An 18,008-nucleotide genomic window follows, 5' to 3' on the forward strand; every position below is an offset into this window, starting at 1 on the left:
CTATCTGTCGCGCTGGATAACGAAACGGGCGGCCTCCCGCAAGGTTTCGGCATCCTGACCATAGGGGGCCAACGCGTCACAGGCTTGTTCCACAAGTTCGGCTGCGCGGGTTTTCGCCGCATTCAGCCCCAGCAAGGATACGAACGTCGCCTTGCCGGCATCGGCATCTTTGCCAACCGCCTTGCCAACTGTCTGGGCATTCCCTTCGACATCCAGAATGTCATCGGCGATCTGAAAGGCCAGACCCATTGCGGTGGCATAGTCACGCATTGGCGCGGGGTCGGCACTTGCCATCAGCGCCCCCGCTTCGGCCGACCAGCGGATCAGCGCACCGGTTTTTCCGGCCTGCAACGCGATGATTTCGTCAATATTCAGCGGTATCGGCGCGGTTTCCGCAGCAATGTCCAACGCCTGACCATGAACCATTCCCGCCTGCCCGGCGGCGCGCGCAAGGGTCGCAATCAATTCAACTCGCGCATCGCCCACGGCGTCATGTGTCAGCAGCTCGAACGCAAGGGTCTGCAAAGCATCCCCGACCAACACTGCTGTTGCTTCGTCCCATTTCCTGTGAACGGTCGGCAGCCCGCGACGCAGGTCATCATCATCCATGCACGGCAGATCATCATGCACCAACGAATAGGCGTGAACTGCCTCGATCGCGGCGGCGGGCCGGACGGATCTTTGATCGCTCACACCGTGCAGCCGTGCGCTCTCCATCACCAGAAACCCGCGCAACCCTTTGCCGCCAGCCGTGGCATAGCGCATCGCCTCAGCCAACACGCCGTCATTCCGAATCGCATCGTGCAGACAAGCCCGCGCCAGTCCGCTGGTTTCCGTCAGCCTTTGCTGAAACATTTACAGACCTTCGACCGGCGTTGCGCCCGTCGGCGTTCCGTTGGGGTCCAGCGTGATAGCGGCCACCTTTTCTTCGGCTTCCTTCAGCTTCTTCTCGCACCGTGCTTTCAGCTCGGCGCCGCGTTCATAAAGCTTGATCGAGTCTTCCAGCGCGACATCGCCACGCTCCAACTGGCCGACCACGGCTTCCAGCGCGCGCATGGCCTCTTCGAAACTCATTTCGCCTACGGGTTTGTCGCTCATGCCCCTCGCTCCATCATCACGTTAACATAGGCCCCGACGCTGTCGCCAAGGGCCTGAAGATCATAGCCGCCCTCAAGCGACGATACCACCCGGCCTTCGCAGCATTTGTCCGCCAGATCGCAGATCCGATGCGCCATCCAGGCAAAATCCTCGGTTTCCCATTGCAGCCCCGCCAACGGGTCGCGCCGATGCGCGTCGAAGCCCGCGGACACCAGCACCAGTTGCGGTTCATAAGGCTCTAACACACCGGAAAATACCTTTTCCCACGCTTCTTGCATCACCTCACCGCCCGTTGCTTCTTCCAACGGAATATTGATGATCTGTCCGAACGCCCCCTTCTGATGCAGGCCGCCCGAGCCGGGGTAAAGCGGCATCTGGTGCGACGACACGAACCGCACCCGCGATTCATGCCACAACACGTCCTGCGTGCCATTGCCGTGATGCACGTCGAAATCAAGCACCGCAATCCGGTCAAGCCCATGATGTTCTGCCGCATAGCGCGCGGCAATCGCGACGGTGGAAAACAAGCAAAACCCCATCGGGTTTGCCTTTTCGGCATGGTGCCCCGGCGGGCGACAGGCGACGAAAGCATTCTGCGCTTTGCCAGCCATAACAGTGTCTATTGCAGCCACATTCGCCCCGATTGCCCGAAACGCAGCCTCCAGCGATCCGGGTGCCATGAACGTGTCACCATCCAGTTGCGTCCAGCCTTCGACCGGTGCGGCATCATCGAGCTTCTCAAAATATCGCCGCGAATGCCCAAGGCGCACATGATCCAGGGTGCCCATCGGCGCACGACGACGGTCCAACGCCGCAAATTCGGGCGACGACAGGGACCGTTCGATCGCCTCAAGCCGCGCGACCTGTTCAGGGTGGCCCGGCGGCGTCACGTGTTCGTGGCACACGGGGTGCGTGTAAAGCAGTGTTGTCATGGCGCGACGCTAGGACAATCCGCCCCGATCAACAAGGCAATGCGCACCGCCGCGACAATCAATCCGGTGCCAGCATATACCCTGCACCGCGCACCGTTTGCAGATAACGGGGCTGTTTGGGGTCAACCTCCAACTTGCGCCGCAACCTGGTAATCTGCACATCCACAGCGCGTTCCTGTGCCTGCCCCTGATCGCGGCCAAGCTGCTCCACAAGAGACGCGCGGCTGACCGCATCACCGGGCGTCGCCGAGAAGATGCGCATCAACTGCGATTCGGTCGCCGTCAGGCGCACAAGGTCATCGCCGCACCAAAGCTCGCCCCGTTCGGTGTCATAATGCTTGTCGCCCAGGTTCAGAACCTTTGGCATGACCTCATCCGAGACAACCGGCACGCGACGCAGGATCGCATTGATCCTGAGCAAAAGCTCTTTCGGCTCGAACGGTTTCGCCAGATAATCATCCGCACCGGCTTCCAACCCCTTGATCCGGTCCCCGGTGTCGCCCTTGGCGGTCAGAAGCAGGATCGGCGTCGTCAGGTTTTCGCGCAGGGATCGGGTCAGGCTGATCCCGTCTTCGCCCGGCATCATCACATCCATCACGATCAGGTCGAAATCCAGCCCTTCCAGCAAGCGTCTCGCGTGGCTCGCGTCCCGCGCGGCGCTGACCCAGAAGCCCTGCCGGATCAGGTATTTCTGCAACAAACGGCGAATGCGTTCATCGTCATCCACGATCAGCAGATGGGCTTCGGTCATATCACTCATCGCCATCATCCCTGGTTCTGTTGAAATGATGGCGCAGTTCCGGGTCCATCATCGCCTCAAGCACGGTGCGAAACCCCTGGACGGCCTCTGGTCCGGCTTCGCGATAGGCCTGCCGCATCCGCTCGCGTTGCGCGGTGGACAGCTCTTGCTCCAGCGCCGCGCCGCTTTCGGTCAGGAACAAGTGCCGTTCGCGCTTGTCGCGGGTGCCCACGCGGCTTTCGACAAGCCCGTCGTCGATCAGGGTGCGCAACACACGGTTCAGCGATTGCTTGGTCACGCCCAGAATGGACAACAGGTTGTTCACGGTGGTGCCCGGCGCGCGGCTGATGAAATGCAACGCCCGGTGATGCGCCCGCCCCAGACGGTATTCTTCCAAGATCCGGTCAGGATCGGCGGTAAACCCACGATAGGCAAAGAACATCGCCTCGATCCCTTTGCGCAGCTGTTCGTCCGTCAGAAACAGCAGCGTCTGTCCGCCCGGTGTCTGCGTGTCCGCCATTGCCGGCCTCATCACAATTCATGTTACAGGGTCCAGTTTTATGTCAGTGTTGTTGACTTTCCAAGAATCAATTGTTAGCGAAATGCTGATTTTGCGTAATTTAATATCCGATACGGACCTAATCTGCGCAACTTTTGCAAACATGCCTAAGGGCGACAGACTGGAAAGGACAGGAAGATGAGCGGATATGACGACCGTGATGGCAAGATCTGGATGGACGACCAGTTGGTCGATTGGCGTGATGCGAATGTGCATATTCTGACCCACGCGCTGCACTATGCGTCCTCGGTGTTCGAGGGCGAGCGGCTGTATGATGGCAAGATTTTCCTGTCACGCAAGCATTCGGAACGGTTGCTGAAATCGGGCGAGATGATGGACATGCCCATCCCCTATACGGTTGACGAGATCGAGGCCGCAAAGCGGGCCGTGGTCGAGGCGAACGGTCTGACCAACGCCTATGTGCGCGTCGTGGCGTGGCGCGGTGCTGGCGAAGACATGGGGGTTTCCTCCGCGCGCAACCCGGTGCGCATGGCCGTGGCCGCCTGGGCCTGGGGGGATTACTATGGCGATGCCAAGATGCAGGGGGCAAAGCTGGACATTGCCAAATGGAAACGCCCGTCCCCCGAAACCATCCCCACTGCCGCAAAAGCCGCCGGTCTTTACATGATCTGCACCATGTCCAAGCACGCGGCCGAAGCCAAGGGCTGCTCGGACGCGCTGTTCATGGATTATCGCGGTTACGTGGCCGAAGCGACCGGGGCCAACGTCTTCTTCGTGAAGGATGGTGAAGTGCACACACCGCTGCCCGATGCGATCCTGAACGGGCTGACCCGTCAGACCGTGATCGGGATGCTGAAAGACCGGGGCATCGCGGTGCATGAACGCCACATCATGCCGGAAGAGCTGGAAGGGTTTGAACAATGCTGGCTGACCGGATCAGCCGCAGAAGTGACGCCTGTGGGCCAAATCGGTGAACATACATTTGAAGTCGGCGCGCTGACCCGCGAAATTGCGGAAAGCTATGAAAAGCTGGTGCGCAGCTAGCACCCTTTAACATTTCGTGAACCTGCCCACCCTATCCTGCCCATAACGCAGGATAGGAGAGGGGCATGTTTGCGCGGCGTGGGGTCAGATTGCTGGCGGTGATCATCGGCGTGATCGCCCTGCCCAGCGTGGTGGCGCTGGCGTGGTATCACCATACCAACGACCCAACCTTGCGACCGCTGGGTATTACGAAATCTGCCCTGACCGAACACGAAAATGCCACCGCATCGGAAGTGGTCGCACATCTGTCCTGGAACCGCGCGCAGGAAGCCGAACCCAGCGACACGTTCGCACAATCTCTGGTGCAAGCCTTCGACATCAAGCAAGTCGATCTGCGTGTCATCGTGACCGACAACACCGGGGAGGCCACATCGGTGCTGTTCGTGGTCGGGGCCTCGCGAATTGGCCCCTTTCCGAAAGACAAGGCCGTCAAGGGGGTGAACGCCGCGATCATGGCCTATCACATGGTTTCGACCCGTCCGCCAAACGCCCCTGCGAACTAGGGGATCGCAGAAAGCTTGCCCACAGCCCAGCGCGCAGCATCCGCCACCACCGGATCTGCGTGGTCCACATGGATTTGCGCGTGGGGCAGCAAGGATGCATCCCCTGAATTGCCAATCGCATACAGCACATTGCGCAGGAATCGTGACAATCCGATCCGCTTGATCGGACTGCCGGAAAAATGGGCCCGAAAACCCGCGTCATCGAAACTGACCAGCTCCGCCAGCTTCGGGGCCACCAGATCGTCACGCGCGGCATAGCGTATCTCTGACGCCGCGACCGCGAACTTGTTCCACGGACAGGCGGCAAGGCAATCGTCACATCCATAGATGCGATTGCCCATTTGCGAGCGCAGCGGCTCGTCCACCGGCCCTTTATGCTCGATCGTCAGATAGGAAATGCAGCGCCGCGCATCCAGTTGAAACGGGGCGGGGAAGGCGTCGGTCGGGCATGCCTCAAGACAGGCGGTGCAGGACCCGCAGTTCTCATGCCCCGGCGCATCTACGGGCAGGTCAAGCGTCGTGAAGATCGCACCCAGAAAGAACCAGTTGCCCAGTTCGCGCGACAAAAGGTTCGTGTGCTTGCCCTGCCACCCCAGACCCGCCGCTTCGGCCAGCGGTTTTTCCATGACGGGCGCCGTGTCCACGAACACTTTGATCTCGCCACCAAACTGATCGATCATCCAGCGCCCGACGCGCTTTAGCCGTTTCTTGACGATATCGTGGTAGTCTCGGTTCTGCGCATAAACGCTGATCGCAGCGCGGTCGGGCATTCCGATCACGTCCATCGGATCGTGCGACGGCGTGTAGGGTTCGGCCAGCATGATGACGGTGCGCGCCTCGGGCCACAAGGCGGCGGGGTTGCCGCGCCAGTGCATCCGTTCGCCCATCCAGCCCATATCGCCATGCCGCCCTTCAGAGACATAGGTTTCCAGCTGCTCGGCGATCTGGGGCACGCTGTCAGGGCGGCAGAACCCCGCGCGCGCGAAACCTTCGTTCAGGGCTTGATCTGTGATGGCCTGCCGGATCTCGGCGGTCAAAAGTCCAGATCCGCGTAATGCGGTGGCTGCGGAAAGCCGGGGATCTGGTCGGCCAGGATCGACCGGAAGGCCGGGCGCGATTTGATCTTGGCATACCATTCGCGCACGTTTTCGTTCCGGTTCCAGTCCACATCGCTGATGTAATCCAGTGACGACAGATGCGCCGCGGCCGCAAAGTCGGCCAACGTCATCGTGTTGCCTGCCAGCCAGCGGCGCTGCTCCAACAACCAGCCCATATAGTCCAGATGATACTTGATCGCCTTCGCGCCGGCCTTGATGTTGCGGCTTTCGGGATAACCTGCCCCCATCACCTTCTTGTTCACCCGCTCATACAGCAGGTTCGACGTCACCTCGTTGTGAAATTTGTCATCGAACCAACTGACCAGTCGGCGCACCTCGTAACGAGCTTCGGGATCATCAGGCAGAAGCGCAGGGTCGGGGAAGCGTTCTTCGATATATTCGCAGATCGGGCCGCTCTCGCTCAGCAACTTGCCGTCGATCTTCAGGATCGGAACCTTGCCCGCCGGGTTGCGACGCAGGAAGTCCGAGCTTCTTTCCCAGTACTTCTCCTCGACCAGTTCAACCTCGATCTTCTTTTCGGCAAGCGACAGGCGCACCTTGCGGCAGAAAGGGGAAAGGGGGACGTGAAATAGTCGGTTCATGGTGTGTATCAGCCGTTGTTCCTTGTCCCGTATTGCCGCGTTTGGGTCACGGGATCAATCCTCGAAACAGGCAGCCCGCCCATCCGCGCGGATCGTGGCCGCTCCATCCATGATGGATTGCGCGCGTTTGCGCACAAATGGCGACGGGCGCGAGGCGGACCGTTCCTTCGGGTTGGGCAAAAGTGCCGCCAGACGCGCAGCCTGCACGGCGGTCAGTTTCTCGGGCGCGACACCGAAATAATGGCGCGCGGCGGCTTCGACACCAAACACGCCTTCGTCAAATTCGGCCACGTTCAGATAGACTTCGATGATCCGCCGCTTGGTCCACACGAGCTCGACGAACGGGGTGATCGTCGCCTCCAGTGCCTTGCGCGGCCATGACCGCCCATGCCAGAGGTAAACGTTCTTCACCACCTGCTGCGTCAGCGTCGATGCCCCGCGCGACCCGCCATCGTCAATCGCAGCCCGAATGGCACGCATATCAAAGCCCCAGTGACGGCAGAAATTTGCATCCTCGGCCGCCACGACAGATCGCGCCATCACCGGCGCTATTTCATCCAGATCGACCCATTGCCGATCCGCCCAGCCCAACCGCATCTTTTCGCTTATGATATGTGGTGTCGTTGGGGGGTCGATGAAGGCATAGCCCACGATGCCCAGAGCAAAGAAGCAGCAGGCCGCCAAAAACACACGCTTGATCCACAGCTTGATCCAATCAATCGGATGAAGCTTTATGCGCTTTTTCTTCGACGCCTTCTTTTTGCCCGCCGGCTTCTTTTTTGCTGCTCTTGCCACGTATCTTTCAGACCACGCCGCGCCGATCCGGTCAAGATGGGCATCGGACGAAGGCGGGGCATGAAAACGCCCACCGGCAAGGTGGGCGTTTTGTGGTTTTCTGCCTTACTCGGCCGGAATAGCGTCTGCTTCCATGCTGAGCGGTGCGGGCAGTTTGTCCAGCATCTCGATCGGGCAGACTTGCAGGAAGTTCCCTTTCTCAAGATCCCAATGCCGCAGGATTTCCGTCGCCAACTGGCTGCGGGTTTCTTCCGCGTGACGTTCGATCAGCGATTTCAGTTGCGTTTCCCAATGGTCGACCGTGACCGGGTTGGTCACGAGGCTTTCCATGTTCATGTATTTCTGCGCAACACCGTCAGGATCATAGAGATAGGCCATGCCGCCCGTCATGCCTGCACCGAAATTCGACCCGATCGTGCCTAGGATCACTGCGACACCGCCGGTCATGTATTCACACCCGTTCGATCCGCAGCCTTCGATTACCACATGCGCGCCCGAGTTGCGCACTGCGAATCGTTCACCCGCACGCCCGGCGGCGAACAGGAACCCGTCCGTCGCGCCATAAAGCACCGTATTGCCGATGATGGTGTTGTCCTTGGCCACCAGCGGGCTGGACAGCGGTGGACGCACCACGATGGTGCCACCGGACAAGCCCTTGCCGACATAGTCGTTGGCGTCGCCCGACACTTCGAGCTTGAGACCCGGTGCCGCGAACGCGCCCAGCGACTGCCCGGCCGAGCCCTGCAGCTTCACCGTCAGGTGATCCGGCTGCAGGCTGTTGCGCATTCCGAACCGCTTCACGATATGGCTGGAAATCCGCGTGCCGACCGTCCGATGCGTGTTCTGCACCGTATAGGACAGCTGCATCTTCTCGCCATCTTCAAGGAAGCGATGGGCGTCGCGCACGATCTCGGCGTCCAGCGTATCGGGCACCGCGTTACGGTCGCGATTGCGGTCATAGACGATCTTGTCCGCCCCATCGACGACCAGCAGAAGCGGGTTCAGGTCCAGATCGTCCAGATGCGCCGAGCCACGGCTGACCTGGCTCAGCAAATCCGCGCGACCAATCACCTCGTCCAGTGACCGTGCCCCGATCGAGGCGAGGATTTCCCGCACTTCTTGCGCGTAGAAGGTGATCAGGTTGACGACCTTATCCGCGCTGCCGGTGAACTTCTTGCGCAGGTCTTCGTCCTGCGTGCAGACACCCACGGGGCAGGTATTCGACTGACACTGACGCACCATGATGCAGCCCATCGCGATCAGGGCGGCGGTGCCGATGCCGTATTCCTCGGCCCCCATCATCGCGGCCATGACGATGTCACGCCCCGTGCGCAGACCACCATCGGTGCGCAACGTCACCCGGTCGCGCAGGTTGTTCATCGCCAGCACCTGATGCGCCTCGGTCAGGCCCATTTCCCAGGGCAGACCCGCGAATTTGATCGAGGTTGCGGGCGACGCGCCCGTGCCGCCATTGTGGCCCGAAATCAGGATGACATCGGCCTTGGCCTTCGCCACACCGGCGGCAATCGTGCCGACACCCGAGGCCGCGACCAGCTTCACCGTCACCTTACAGCGCGGGTTGATCTGTTTCAGGTCATAGATCAACTGCGCCAGATCCTCGATCGAGTAAATGTCGTGGTGTGGCGGCGGTGAAATCAGCGTCACGCCCTTGGTCGAATGGCGCAGACGGGCGATCAGGTCGGTGACCTTCATGCCCGGCAGCTGGCCGCCCTCGCCGGGCTTGGCGCCCTGGGCCACCTTGATTTCCAGTTCTTCACACTGGTTCAGGTATTCGGCGGTCACACCAAAACGGCCGGACGCCACCTGCTTGATCTTGGCCGACGGGTTGTCGCCGTTGGGTTCGGGGTGGAAATGCGCAGGATCTTCCCCGCCTTCACCCGAATCCGACTTCGCGCCAATGCGATTCATCGCGACGTTCAGCGTCTTGTGTGCCTCGGGGCTGAGCGCCCCCAGCGACATGCCCGGCGTCACGAAGCGTTTGCGGATCGCGTTGATGCTTTCCACTTCCTCGATCGGAACCGGATTGCCCATCGGCTTGATGTCCAACAGATCGCGCAGGTGGATCGGCGGGTTGGCCCGCATCCGGGCCGAATACTGCTTCCACATCTGGAACGAGGCCCGGTCGCACGCCGATTGCATCAGGTGCATCGTCTGCGCTTCCCATGCGTGGGTTTCACCCGACCGGCGCGCCTTGTAAAAGCCACCCACCGGAAGCACCTGATTGCCACCGCCAAAGCCTGCGGCGTGGACCTCTTCCAGCTTCTTCTGGATACCGTTCACGCCGATGCCGGAAATACGCGAGGTCATGCCGGGGAAATACTCCGCCACCATGGCGCGGCTCAGCCCCACGGCCTCGAAATTCAGGCCACCGCGATAGGACGAGATGACCGAAATGCCCATCTTTGCCATGATCTTGAGCAGACCCTGGTCAATCGCCTCGCGATAGTGGCGCACCGCTTCGCTAAGCGAACACTCCAACAAGCCGCGTTCAATGCGATCCGCCAGACTGTCCTCGGCCAGATAGGCATTCACCGTGGTCGCACCACAGCCCACGAGCACTGCGAAGTAATGCGGGTCCAGACATTCCGCCGACCGCACATTGACCGAACAGAAGGTGCGCAGACCCTTTTTCACCAACCAGCTGTGAATGGCGGATGTAGCAAGGATCATCGGCATGGCGATGCGATCCTTGCCCTGCCCCTGATCGGTCAGCACAAGGTGGCCAGCGCCCGAGCGCACGGCGTCTTCCGCCTTGGCGCGAATGTCGTTCAGGGCAACGCGCAATGCCCCCTCGTCGCCCCCGGCGGGGAAGGTGCAGTCAATTTCCGCCATCTGAGCGTTGAACGCTTCGGTCAGTTTCTTGAACTGCTCGTTGCCGACAAAGGGGCTTTCCAGAACGATGATCTCGGTCTGTGTGCCGCTTTCATCCAGCACGTTTTTCAGGTTCCCGAACCGGGTTTTCAACGACATCACGCGGAACTCGCGCAGGCTGTCGATGGGCGGGTTGGTCACCTGGCTGAAATTCTGGCGGAAGAAATGGCTCAGCGGGCGATACTTGGTGGACAACACCGCAGACGGCGTATCATCCCCCATCGAGGCCAGCGATTCCTTGCCGTCCTCGGCCATCGGGGCCAGAATCTGCTCCAGCTCTTCCAGCGTGTAGCCGGCGGCCAGCTGTCGACGGCGCAGCTCTTCGCCGGTAAAGATCGGCTGTTCCTCGACCTGGTTCAATTCATCGCTCAACTCGCTGATCTTGCCGACCCACTCGCCAAATGGCAGGGACGCCGCCAGCCGGTCCTTGATTTCGGTGTCGTGATACAGCTTGCCCTCGACCGTATCGACGGCCAGAAGCTGCCCCGGCCCCAACGCGCCCTTTTCCACGATGCCTGCTTCGTCAATCGGAACCATCCCGGCTTCGGATCCCGCGATCACCAGACCCTCGCCGGTGACGACATAGCGCATCGGGCGCAAGCCGTTGCGGTCAAGCCCGGCACAGACCCAGCGGCCATCGGTCATGGCCAGGGCGGCGGGGCCGTCCCACGGTTCCATCACCGAGTTGCAATAGGAATACATATCCTTCCACGCCTCGGGCAGTTCGACGGCCTGTTTCGACCAGCTTTCCGGCACCAGCATGGTTTTGGCCATCGGGGCCGACCGGCCCGCACGCACCAGAACCTCGAACACCGCGTCCAGAGCGGCCGAGTCGGACGACCCGCCCGGCACGATGGGTTTGATGTCTTCGGCCAAATCGCCAAAGGCAGAGGATGCCATGCGAATCTCATGGCTTTTCATCCAGTTCAGGTTGCCCTTCAGCGTGTTGATTTCGCCGTTATGGGCCAGCATCCGGAACGGCTGCGCCAGCCACCATTGCGGGAAGGTGTTGGTTGAATAGCGTTGGTGATAGATGGCGAAGGTCGAAATGAACCGCTCATCCATCAGGTCGGGATAGAACTCGGCCACTTGTTCGGCCAGCATCATTCCCTTGTAGATGATCGAACGACAGGACAGCGACGCAATATACAACCCGTTGATATGCGCGCTGGCCACGGCTTTTTCGATGCGGCGGCGGATCACATAAAGCTCGCGCTCGAAGGTTTCTTCATCGACCCCTTTCGAGTTCGAGATCATGATCTGCTCGATTTCGGGCCGTGTGGCGTTGGCTTTTTCGCCCAGGCAGGTGATGTCTACAGGCACGTGGCGCCAGCCATAGATATGATAGCCCATGCGCAGGATCTCGGATTCCACGATGGTTCGGCACGCTTCCTGTGCACCGAAATCCGTGCGCGGCAGGAACACCTGACCGACAGCGATCAACTGATCCTCGCGGGGCTCGTGCCCGGTGCGGCGGATCTGATCATAGAAGAACGGCACAGGGATCTGGATGTGAATACCCGCCCCGTCGCCCGTCTTGCCATCGGCATCCACCGCGCCCCGGTGCCAAATGGCCTTCAGCGCGGCAATCCCGGCCTCGACCACATCGCGCGAGGGTTTTCCCTCGACCGACACCACAAGACCAACGCCGCACGAGCTGTGTTCGTCCTCTTCGCGATACAGGCTGTGTTCGGCCATGAATTTGCGCTTGGCTTCCTCGCGGCGGACCCAATCGGCATCATATTTCGTCATATCGGTTCTCCTTTCGGACGGGCTTGGGCGTGTTGACCCGGCTGGCCCGGAAAATTCGTTATTCGGCAGCAACCGCGCGCGCGGCGTTGAGCGAGGCAAGAATGTCCGCCCCCGCTTCGCGCCCGTCGCGGATGGCCCAGACCACAAGCGACGCACCGCGCACGATGTCGCCCACGGCCCAGACACCATCCATATCAGTCCGGTGAGTGCCAAAGGCGGCCTTGACGGTGCCCCAGCGGGTGACGGTCAGATCCTTCTCGTCCCACAAGGTTGGCAGGTCTTCGGGTTCAAAGCCCAGCGCCTTGATGACCAGATCGGCGTCCTCGGTGTATTCCGAGCCGTCGATCACCTCGGGGCTGCGACGCCCGGTTGCGTCAGGCGCGCCAAGGCGCATCTTCTGCACGATCACACCAGTGACCGGATCGCCGGAAAACCCTTTCGGGGCTGACAACCAGACAAACTCCACGCCTTCCTCTTCGGCGTTCTGCGTTTCGCGTTGCGATCCGGGCATGTTGGCGCGGTCACGGCGATACAGGCATTTCACCGATTTTGCGCCCTGCCGCACAGCGGTGCGTACGCAGTCCATCGCAGTATCGCCACCGCCGATCACCACGACATTCTTGCCTTCCGCATTCAGCTCTCCGCTGTCGAAGGCAGGAACGGCATCGCCAAATCCCAGCTTGTTCGAGCAGGTCAGGTAATCCAGAGCCGGCACGATACCCTTTGCCCCGGCCCCCGGCCCGGACAGGTCGCGCCCTTTGTAAACACCGGTGGCCAACAGAACAGCATCATGGATCGCGCGAATATCCTGAAAGCTGATGTCCCTACCGACATTGCAGTTCAGAACAAATTCGACCCCGGCGTCTTCCAGCAGTTTCACGCGGCGCATGACCACATCTTTTTCCAGTTTGAACCCCGGAATGCCATAGGTCATCAACCCGCCCGCCCGGTCGTGCCGGTCATAGATCGTCACATTCACGCCTGCGCGCACCAGAACATCTGCAGCGGCCAGACCGCCCGGCCCGGCCCCGATGATCGCCACGCTTTCATCGCGCTTGGCGACAGGCGTGATCGGCTCGACCCACCCGTTATCCCAGGCGGTATCGGTGATGTATTTCTCAACCGCGCCGATGGTGACGGTGCCGTGACCGGATTGTTCGATCACGCAATTGCCTTCGCACAGCCGATCCTGCGGACAGATACGACCGCAAATCTCGGGAAACGTGTTGGTCGCCTGGCTCAGCTCATAGGCCTCTTTCAGACGGCCTTCTGCTGTCATGCGCAGCCAATCGGGGATGTTGTTGTGCAGCGGGCAGTGAGTCTGGCAATACGGCACACCACACTGGCTGCACCGGCTGGCTTGCTCGGCAGCTTTCTGGGCCGCAAACTCGGCATAGATTTCGTGAAAGTCATCCTTGCGCGCTTCGGCGGCACGCTTTTCGGGCATATCCCGTCCGACAGTCACAAATTTCAACATAGGCTGCTTGGCCATCCTGGCTCTCCGTCAATTTGGCTCGGTCCTGCGCTTTTAGACAAGGCCGGGCGGGATTAAAAGACAGCATTACTGACCTTTTTACCGTTCCAGTGCACTTTTTTTCACTTTCCCGCCCCAAGTCACCTATTTTTATGTCAGTATATATTACCCTTTATCCCTCTTCCCTTTCCAGACGCGTTCTTTAGCTTGCGCCGCAACCCATTTCAGAAGGTTCACGCATGACCCTTGCCCATTTGTTTCTTGTCGCCGTGATACAGGGAATCACCGAATTTCTGCCGGTCTCGTCGTCTGGGCACCTTGCACTTGTCCCGCACCTGACCAACCTGCCCGATCAGGGGCAGACGATTGACGTGGCCGTTCATGTGGGCACCTTGGGGGCGGTCGTCCTGTTCTTCTGGCGCGATGTGCGCATGGGTCTGGCCGGGGTGCCCCGCATGCTGACCGGGCGGATCGACACGCCCGGCGCACGTCTTGCTTTCCTGCTGGCGATTGCCACGATCCCGGCCATCGCGATCGGCCTGATCCTGAAGCTGACCGGGCTGAATGACGCGATGCGGTCGGTCAAGGTCATTGCCTGGACGATGATCCTGTTCGGGCTGGTGCTATACTGGACCGATCAGAAGGGCGCGTCGACGAAACGGGCCGAAGTCTGGACGCTCAAAGATGCCATCATCATGGGGTTCTGGCAGGCGCTGGCGCTGATCCCCGGAACGTCCCGATCCGGCGCGACCATCTCGGGCGCGCGCGCCCTGGGATATGACCGTCACGACGCGGCCAAACTGTCGATGCTGATGTCGATCCCGACGATCTTTGCATCCGGCGTGTTGCTGGGGTCCGAGGTTGTGGCCACCGCCAACATGCAGGTTGCCAGGGACGGTGCCATCGCGGCGGTTCTGGCGTTTCTATCCGCCCTTCTGGCGCTGAGCCTGATGATGCGGCTGCTCAGAACCGTGAGCTTCACGCCTTATGTGATCTATCGGCTGTTGCTGGGGGCCGTGCTGCTGATCATCGCCTATCAATGAAAAAGGCGCGGTCTGTGCCGCGCCTTTGTAACCTTGTGATCCGCACCGTCAGCCGTTGGTGCGCAGGTTCTTGGCCGAGTTCTGAATGGCCGCATACTGCCCATTGTGCCGAAACCGCCACAGGTAATCGGGCAGGATCGCCTCGGTCGCGGTGGGGGTAATGCCCAGATCGGCAAAGCCCTTGGCGTCATCGGCCACCACATTGTCATGCGCCAGCGACCGCACCTGATCGCGGGTCAAAGGCGCCTTGATCAGACCACCCGAAATCCACTGGATAAAATCAAAGATGGCCGCTTGCAGCTTCGCGATGCCGAAGGGCAGGTTGATCACGGCACGACGACGCTGAACCACCTCCAGCATCTCGTCGATCAACTCGCGCAGGGTCGCCACATCCGGCCCGCCCAGCTCGTAAATACCCGGATCGACCTGACCCAGAACGGCCTTTTCGGCGGCGGCAGCCACGTCATCGACATAGACCGGCTGAAACTTGGTGTCGCCCCCGGTGATCGGCAGGATCGGCCCGAACCGGGTCATCCCGGCGAAACGGTTGAAAAACTCGTCCTCGGGGCCAAAAATGACGGACGGGCGCAGGATTACCGCCCCCGGAAACGCGGCCTGGACGCCAGCTTCGCCCTGCGCTTTGGTCTGCGCATATTCGCTGTCGCTGTCCGCGTCCGCCCCGATGGCCGACAGTTGCACCAGTTGGTCCACTCCCTGCTCGGCGGCGATCCGTGCGACGCGCTCGGCCCCTTCGTGATGGACGGCGTCGAAGCTGTTCTTGCCGATCGAGTTCAGGACACCCACGCAGTTCACCACCGCGTCCGCACCCAACATTGCCGCGCGCACCGACGCATCATCGCGAATGTTGCACAAGACCGGTTCCACCTGCCCCACAGCCCCATAGGGTTTGACGAACAGGGCTTCATTCGGCCGGCGCACAGCCACGCGCACGCGCCACCCCTGTTTGGCTAAGCGACGCGCGATATAGCGCCCGACAAAGCCCGAACCGCCATAGATGGTGACAAGTTTGGACATGGTAGCTCTCCTTGAAAACCTTGGGCTTTGCATAGCTTTCCGCGCCGCTTTGGGCAAGCCGCAAACGGATTTCTTGAAAACCCCGCGAATTGCGGTTGACAGTTCCAGCCGCTCACTTTACATCGCGGCTTCACCAACCGTGCCCAGATGGCGGAATTGGTAGACGCGCTAGCTTCAGGTGCTAGTGTCCGTATGGACGTGGAGGTTCGAGTCCTCTTCTGGGCACCATTTCTCAAGAACATTTCGTCAGAACACAACGCATTCGATGGCGGTGACTATTTCGTTGCCCAAACAGTGTAGCGGTCCACCAGTTCATGTTCGCAGATCTTGAAAAGAACCCAGCACGACAGTGAGAGCAGACCCCAGATCACCAGTTCGATCAATTGCCAAAGCACACCATGCCGAACCGCCTCACCGCCAAACTTGCTCAGAAACTCAAGGCTGGCCATCGACTGGGAAAACAGGTTGATCGACACGAAGGCAAAGGTCGTTGCCGTGCAGCCCGCCAGCAGAAAGACAAGAATTGAGGGCCAGCGATTGATTTTCAGGATCGTCATCATAAGGTCTCCGGCTCGGAGTTGGTAATGTCACAAGGGCTCTGGGCCTGAATTGAACCATAGTCGGGCCGGATTTGCATTAAATCTCGGTCGGCGGCGTCATCCTGCGAGTGTTGCCCGGCTTTCCGCTGACACGACGATTTCCAGCCCACTGGTTTGATATCAGTCGATACCTGACGCCTTCTTTCTTGCCTGCATCACTGATAGAAAAACGGCACAAGCAGCGCGCTTTGCAAAATTCGTGAAGCATTTGCCTGCAAGGGTCGCGCGCGACGAGGGTGCAAGCAGGAGGGCAGAGCATATGTCCAAGGATCTTTTCAAACTGTTCGAGGCAATGCGCAAAACGGACAATTCCGTCTTTATGGATTGGGCCAACACGATGCTCAGATACCAAAGCGACATGGCAAAGTTGTGGCTGGGCACGGCCCTGCATGGCGAAGCCGCTGCTGCCGAAACCCAGGACCGCCGTTTTGGCGACGAAGCCTGGAGCAAGGGTATCTTCCCGATCCTGCGCCATTCCTATGAACTGACATCGAAAGCCATGGTGGACATGGCCGACAAGGCAGGGTTGCCCGAGCAGGAACAAGAGAAGTTGAGCTTCTATGCCCGGATCGCAGCCGACAACATGGCGCCGTCGAATTTTCTGCTAACCAATCCCGAAGCCCAGCAACTGGCAAAGGAAACAGGTGGCCAAAGCCTGTTTGACGGGTATCAGAATCTGCTGGCCGACCTTGAAAAAGGCTATATCTCGACCACGGATGAAGAGGCGTTCGAGGTCGGCAAGAACCTGGCCACGACGCCCGGTGCCGTGATTTACCGCAACCATCTGATCGAGCTGATTCAATACGAACCGATGACCGCCAAGACCCGCAAGGCCCCGATTCTGATCGTGCCGCCCTGCGTCAACAAGTTCTATATCTTCGACCTCAACGAAAAGAAGTCGATGATCCGGTATCTGCTGGAACAGGGTCAAAGCGTCTATACCATGGTCTGGCGCAATCCGGGGCCAGAGCTTGGGGATCTTGGCTGGGACGAATATATCGCCGACGGGATATTCGAAGCCATCAATGCCACATCCGCCGTCAGCAAATCGAAATCCATCGACATTCTGGGCTGGTGCAACGGCGGCACCATGCTGACCGCGGCGCTGGCCGTCATGCCCAAAGCGTTGAAGTCCAAACTGGGCACCGCGACCTTCCTGTCATCGCTGATCGATTTTTCCGACCCCGGCCAGATCAGGGTGTTCATCGACGATACGCAGGTCAAAGCCTATGACCAGCGCCTGAAGGCGGAAAAGGTCGCGCCGGGGCGTGACATCGCCAATGCGATGGCGATGCTGCATGTCAACGAGTCGATCTGGAACTTCGTTGTATCAAACTATCTGATGGGCAAATCGCCCGCACCGTTCGACGTGCTCTATTGGAACGCCGACACCCAGAACCTGCCCGCAAAATGGTACAGCTATTTCGTTGAGGAAATGTATATGGCGAACAGGTTGAAAGAGCCGGGTGCGCTGACCCTGTGCGGCACCCCGGTCGACACGCGCAATATCGACCTGCCGTGCTATTTCCTTGCCGCCGATGGCGACCACATCGTGCCGTGGAAAACATCCTTTACGGCGACACATCTTGTGTCCGGCCCGACCGAATTCGTGCTGACCACCGGCGGGCATGTCTCGGGCACGGTGATCAACCACCCTGCCAAAAGCCGCCGCAAGTTCTGGACGGGGGGCGAGACCACGGGCGATGCCGACAATTGGCACGAGACCGCGACCCTGACCGACGGCAGCTGGTGGCCGCATTGGCTGGACTGGCTGGACACACAGAACCCGGCCGAGCGTGGCGCCAAACCCAAGGCGCTTGGCAACAAGACCTATGCCCCGATGGATCCCGCCCCCGGCATCTATGTGCATGAAGGGGTGTAAG

Annotated in this window: 16 protein-coding genes and 1 tRNA gene; 5 read left to right on the forward strand and 12 right to left on the reverse strand. The window is 60.2% G+C overall.

Annotated features, from left to right (window positions below; all coding sequences use genetic code 11):
* From IE188_RS11845 to IE188_RS11865, 5 genes are read right to left on the reverse strand one after another with little or no spacing between them, the layout of a single operon-like run.
* Window positions 1-855 carry a polyprenyl synthetase family protein gene (locus IE188_RS11845; protein ID WP_191286718.1) on the reverse strand — a complete coding sequence of 285 codons (855 nt, stop codon included), beginning with the start codon at window positions 853-855 and terminating at the stop codon, window positions 1-3.
* Window positions 856-1,098 (reverse strand): exodeoxyribonuclease VII small subunit, encoded by a 243-nt coding sequence (locus IE188_RS11850; RefSeq protein WP_191286719.1) that lies wholly within the window; start codon window positions 1,096-1,098, stop codon window positions 856-858.
* Window positions 1,095-2,030, reverse strand: coding sequence for a histone deacetylase family protein (locus IE188_RS11855; protein WP_191286720.1), 936 nt, complete (start codon window positions 2,028-2,030; stop codon window positions 1,095-1,097). The genes IE188_RS11850 and IE188_RS11855 overlap by 4 nt, the downstream gene beginning before the upstream one ends.
* 58 nt (window positions 2,031-2,088) lie before the next feature.
* Entirely contained in the window at window positions 2,089-2,790 is a 702-nt protein-coding gene (locus IE188_RS11860; protein WP_191286721.1) for a response regulator, read from the reverse strand.
* Complete coding sequence (locus IE188_RS11865; RefSeq protein ID WP_191286722.1) at window positions 2,783-3,289, reverse strand: MarR family winged helix-turn-helix transcriptional regulator; 507 nt, start codon at window positions 3,287-3,289, stop codon at window positions 2,783-2,785. Before IE188_RS11865 ends, IE188_RS11860 begins: the two co-directional genes overlap by 8 nt.
* Window positions 3,290-3,466: 177 nt before the next feature.
* Here IE188_RS11865 and IE188_RS11870 point away from each other — a divergent pair, with 177 nt between their 5' ends.
* Together IE188_RS11870 and IE188_RS11875 are read left to right on the forward strand one after the other, a co-directional pair.
* A complete protein-coding gene (locus IE188_RS11870; protein WP_191286723.1) occupies window positions 3,467-4,333 on the forward strand; it encodes a branched-chain amino acid aminotransferase in 867 nt (288 codons plus the stop codon).
* A 65-nt stretch (window positions 4,334-4,398) separates the two neighbouring features.
* Window positions 4,399-4,836 carry a hypothetical protein gene (locus tag IE188_RS11875; protein ID WP_191286724.1) on the forward strand — a complete coding sequence of 146 codons (438 nt, stop codon included), beginning with the start codon at window positions 4,399-4,401 and terminating at the stop codon, window positions 4,834-4,836.
* Here the strand turns inward: IE188_RS11875 and queG are convergent.
* The 5 genes from queG to IE188_RS11900 form a co-directional block, all read right to left on the reverse strand.
* Window positions 4,833-5,873, reverse strand: coding sequence for a tRNA epoxyqueuosine(34) reductase QueG (gene queG, locus IE188_RS11880; RefSeq protein WP_229836774.1), 1,041 nt, complete (start codon window positions 5,871-5,873; stop codon window positions 4,833-4,835). The two genes, IE188_RS11875 and queG, sit on opposite strands and share 4 nt — an antisense overlap.
* The gene (fzlA, locus tag IE188_RS11885) at window positions 5,870-6,535 is read right to left on the reverse strand and encodes an FtsZ-binding protein FzlA (RefSeq protein WP_191286726.1); all 666 of its coding nucleotides are present in this window, start codon (window positions 6,533-6,535) and stop codon (window positions 5,870-5,872) included. Before fzlA ends, queG begins: the two co-directional genes overlap by 4 nt.
* Window positions 6,536-6,589: 54 nt before the next feature.
* Window positions 6,590-7,330: a monofunctional biosynthetic peptidoglycan transglycosylase gene (gene mtgA, locus IE188_RS11890; RefSeq protein ID WP_191286727.1), complete on the reverse strand. Its 741-nt coding sequence runs from the start codon at window positions 7,328-7,330 to the stop codon at window positions 6,590-6,592.
* Window positions 7,331-7,435: 105 nt separating this feature from the next.
* Window positions 7,436-11,974: a glutamate synthase large subunit gene (gltB, locus tag IE188_RS11895; RefSeq protein WP_191286728.1), complete on the reverse strand. Its 4,539-nt coding sequence runs from the start codon at window positions 11,972-11,974 to the stop codon at window positions 7,436-7,438.
* 58 nt (window positions 11,975-12,032) lie between these two features.
* Window positions 12,033-13,466 (reverse strand): NAD(P)-dependent oxidoreductase, encoded by a 1,434-nt coding sequence (locus IE188_RS11900; RefSeq protein ID WP_191286729.1) that lies wholly within the window; start codon window positions 13,464-13,466, stop codon window positions 12,033-12,035.
* Window positions 13,467-13,687: 221 nt separating this feature from the next.
* On the opposite strand from IE188_RS11900, the gene IE188_RS11905 reads away from it, so the two are divergent.
* The gene (locus IE188_RS11905) at window positions 13,688-14,491 is read left to right on the forward strand and encodes an undecaprenyl-diphosphate phosphatase (protein ID WP_191286730.1); all 804 of its coding nucleotides are present in this window, start codon (window positions 13,688-13,690) and stop codon (window positions 14,489-14,491) included.
* 48 nt (window positions 14,492-14,539) lie between these two features.
* On the opposite strand, the gene IE188_RS11910 is transcribed toward IE188_RS11905, so the two are convergent.
* Entirely contained in the window at window positions 14,540-15,526 is a 987-nt protein-coding gene (locus IE188_RS11910) for a complex I NDUFA9 subunit family protein (protein ID WP_191286731.1), read from the reverse strand.
* 141 nt (window positions 15,527-15,667) lie between these two features.
* Here IE188_RS11910 and IE188_RS11915 point away from each other — a divergent pair.
* A tRNA-Leu gene (locus IE188_RS11915) sits at window positions 15,668-15,754 on the forward strand.
* 47 nt (window positions 15,755-15,801) lie between these two features.
* Here the strand turns inward: IE188_RS11915 and IE188_RS11920 are convergent.
* Window positions 15,802-16,083, reverse strand: a complete 282-nt coding sequence (locus tag IE188_RS11920; RefSeq protein WP_191286732.1) for a hypothetical protein — start codon at window positions 16,081-16,083, stop codon at window positions 15,802-15,804.
* Window positions 16,084-16,384: 301 nt separating this feature from the next.
* Between IE188_RS11920 and IE188_RS11925 the strand changes: the two genes are divergently transcribed.
* Window positions 16,385-18,007 (forward strand): PHA/PHB synthase family protein, encoded by a 1,623-nt coding sequence (locus IE188_RS11925; RefSeq protein ID WP_191286733.1) that lies wholly within the window; start codon window positions 16,385-16,387, stop codon window positions 18,005-18,007.
* Window position 18,008: the final 1 nt, after the last annotated feature.

Source organism: Aliiroseovarius zhejiangensis, from assembly GCF_014656375.1.
In the GTDB taxonomy this organism is placed as follows: Bacteria; Pseudomonadota; Alphaproteobacteria; order Rhodobacterales; family Rhodobacteraceae; genus Aliiroseovarius; species Aliiroseovarius zhejiangensis.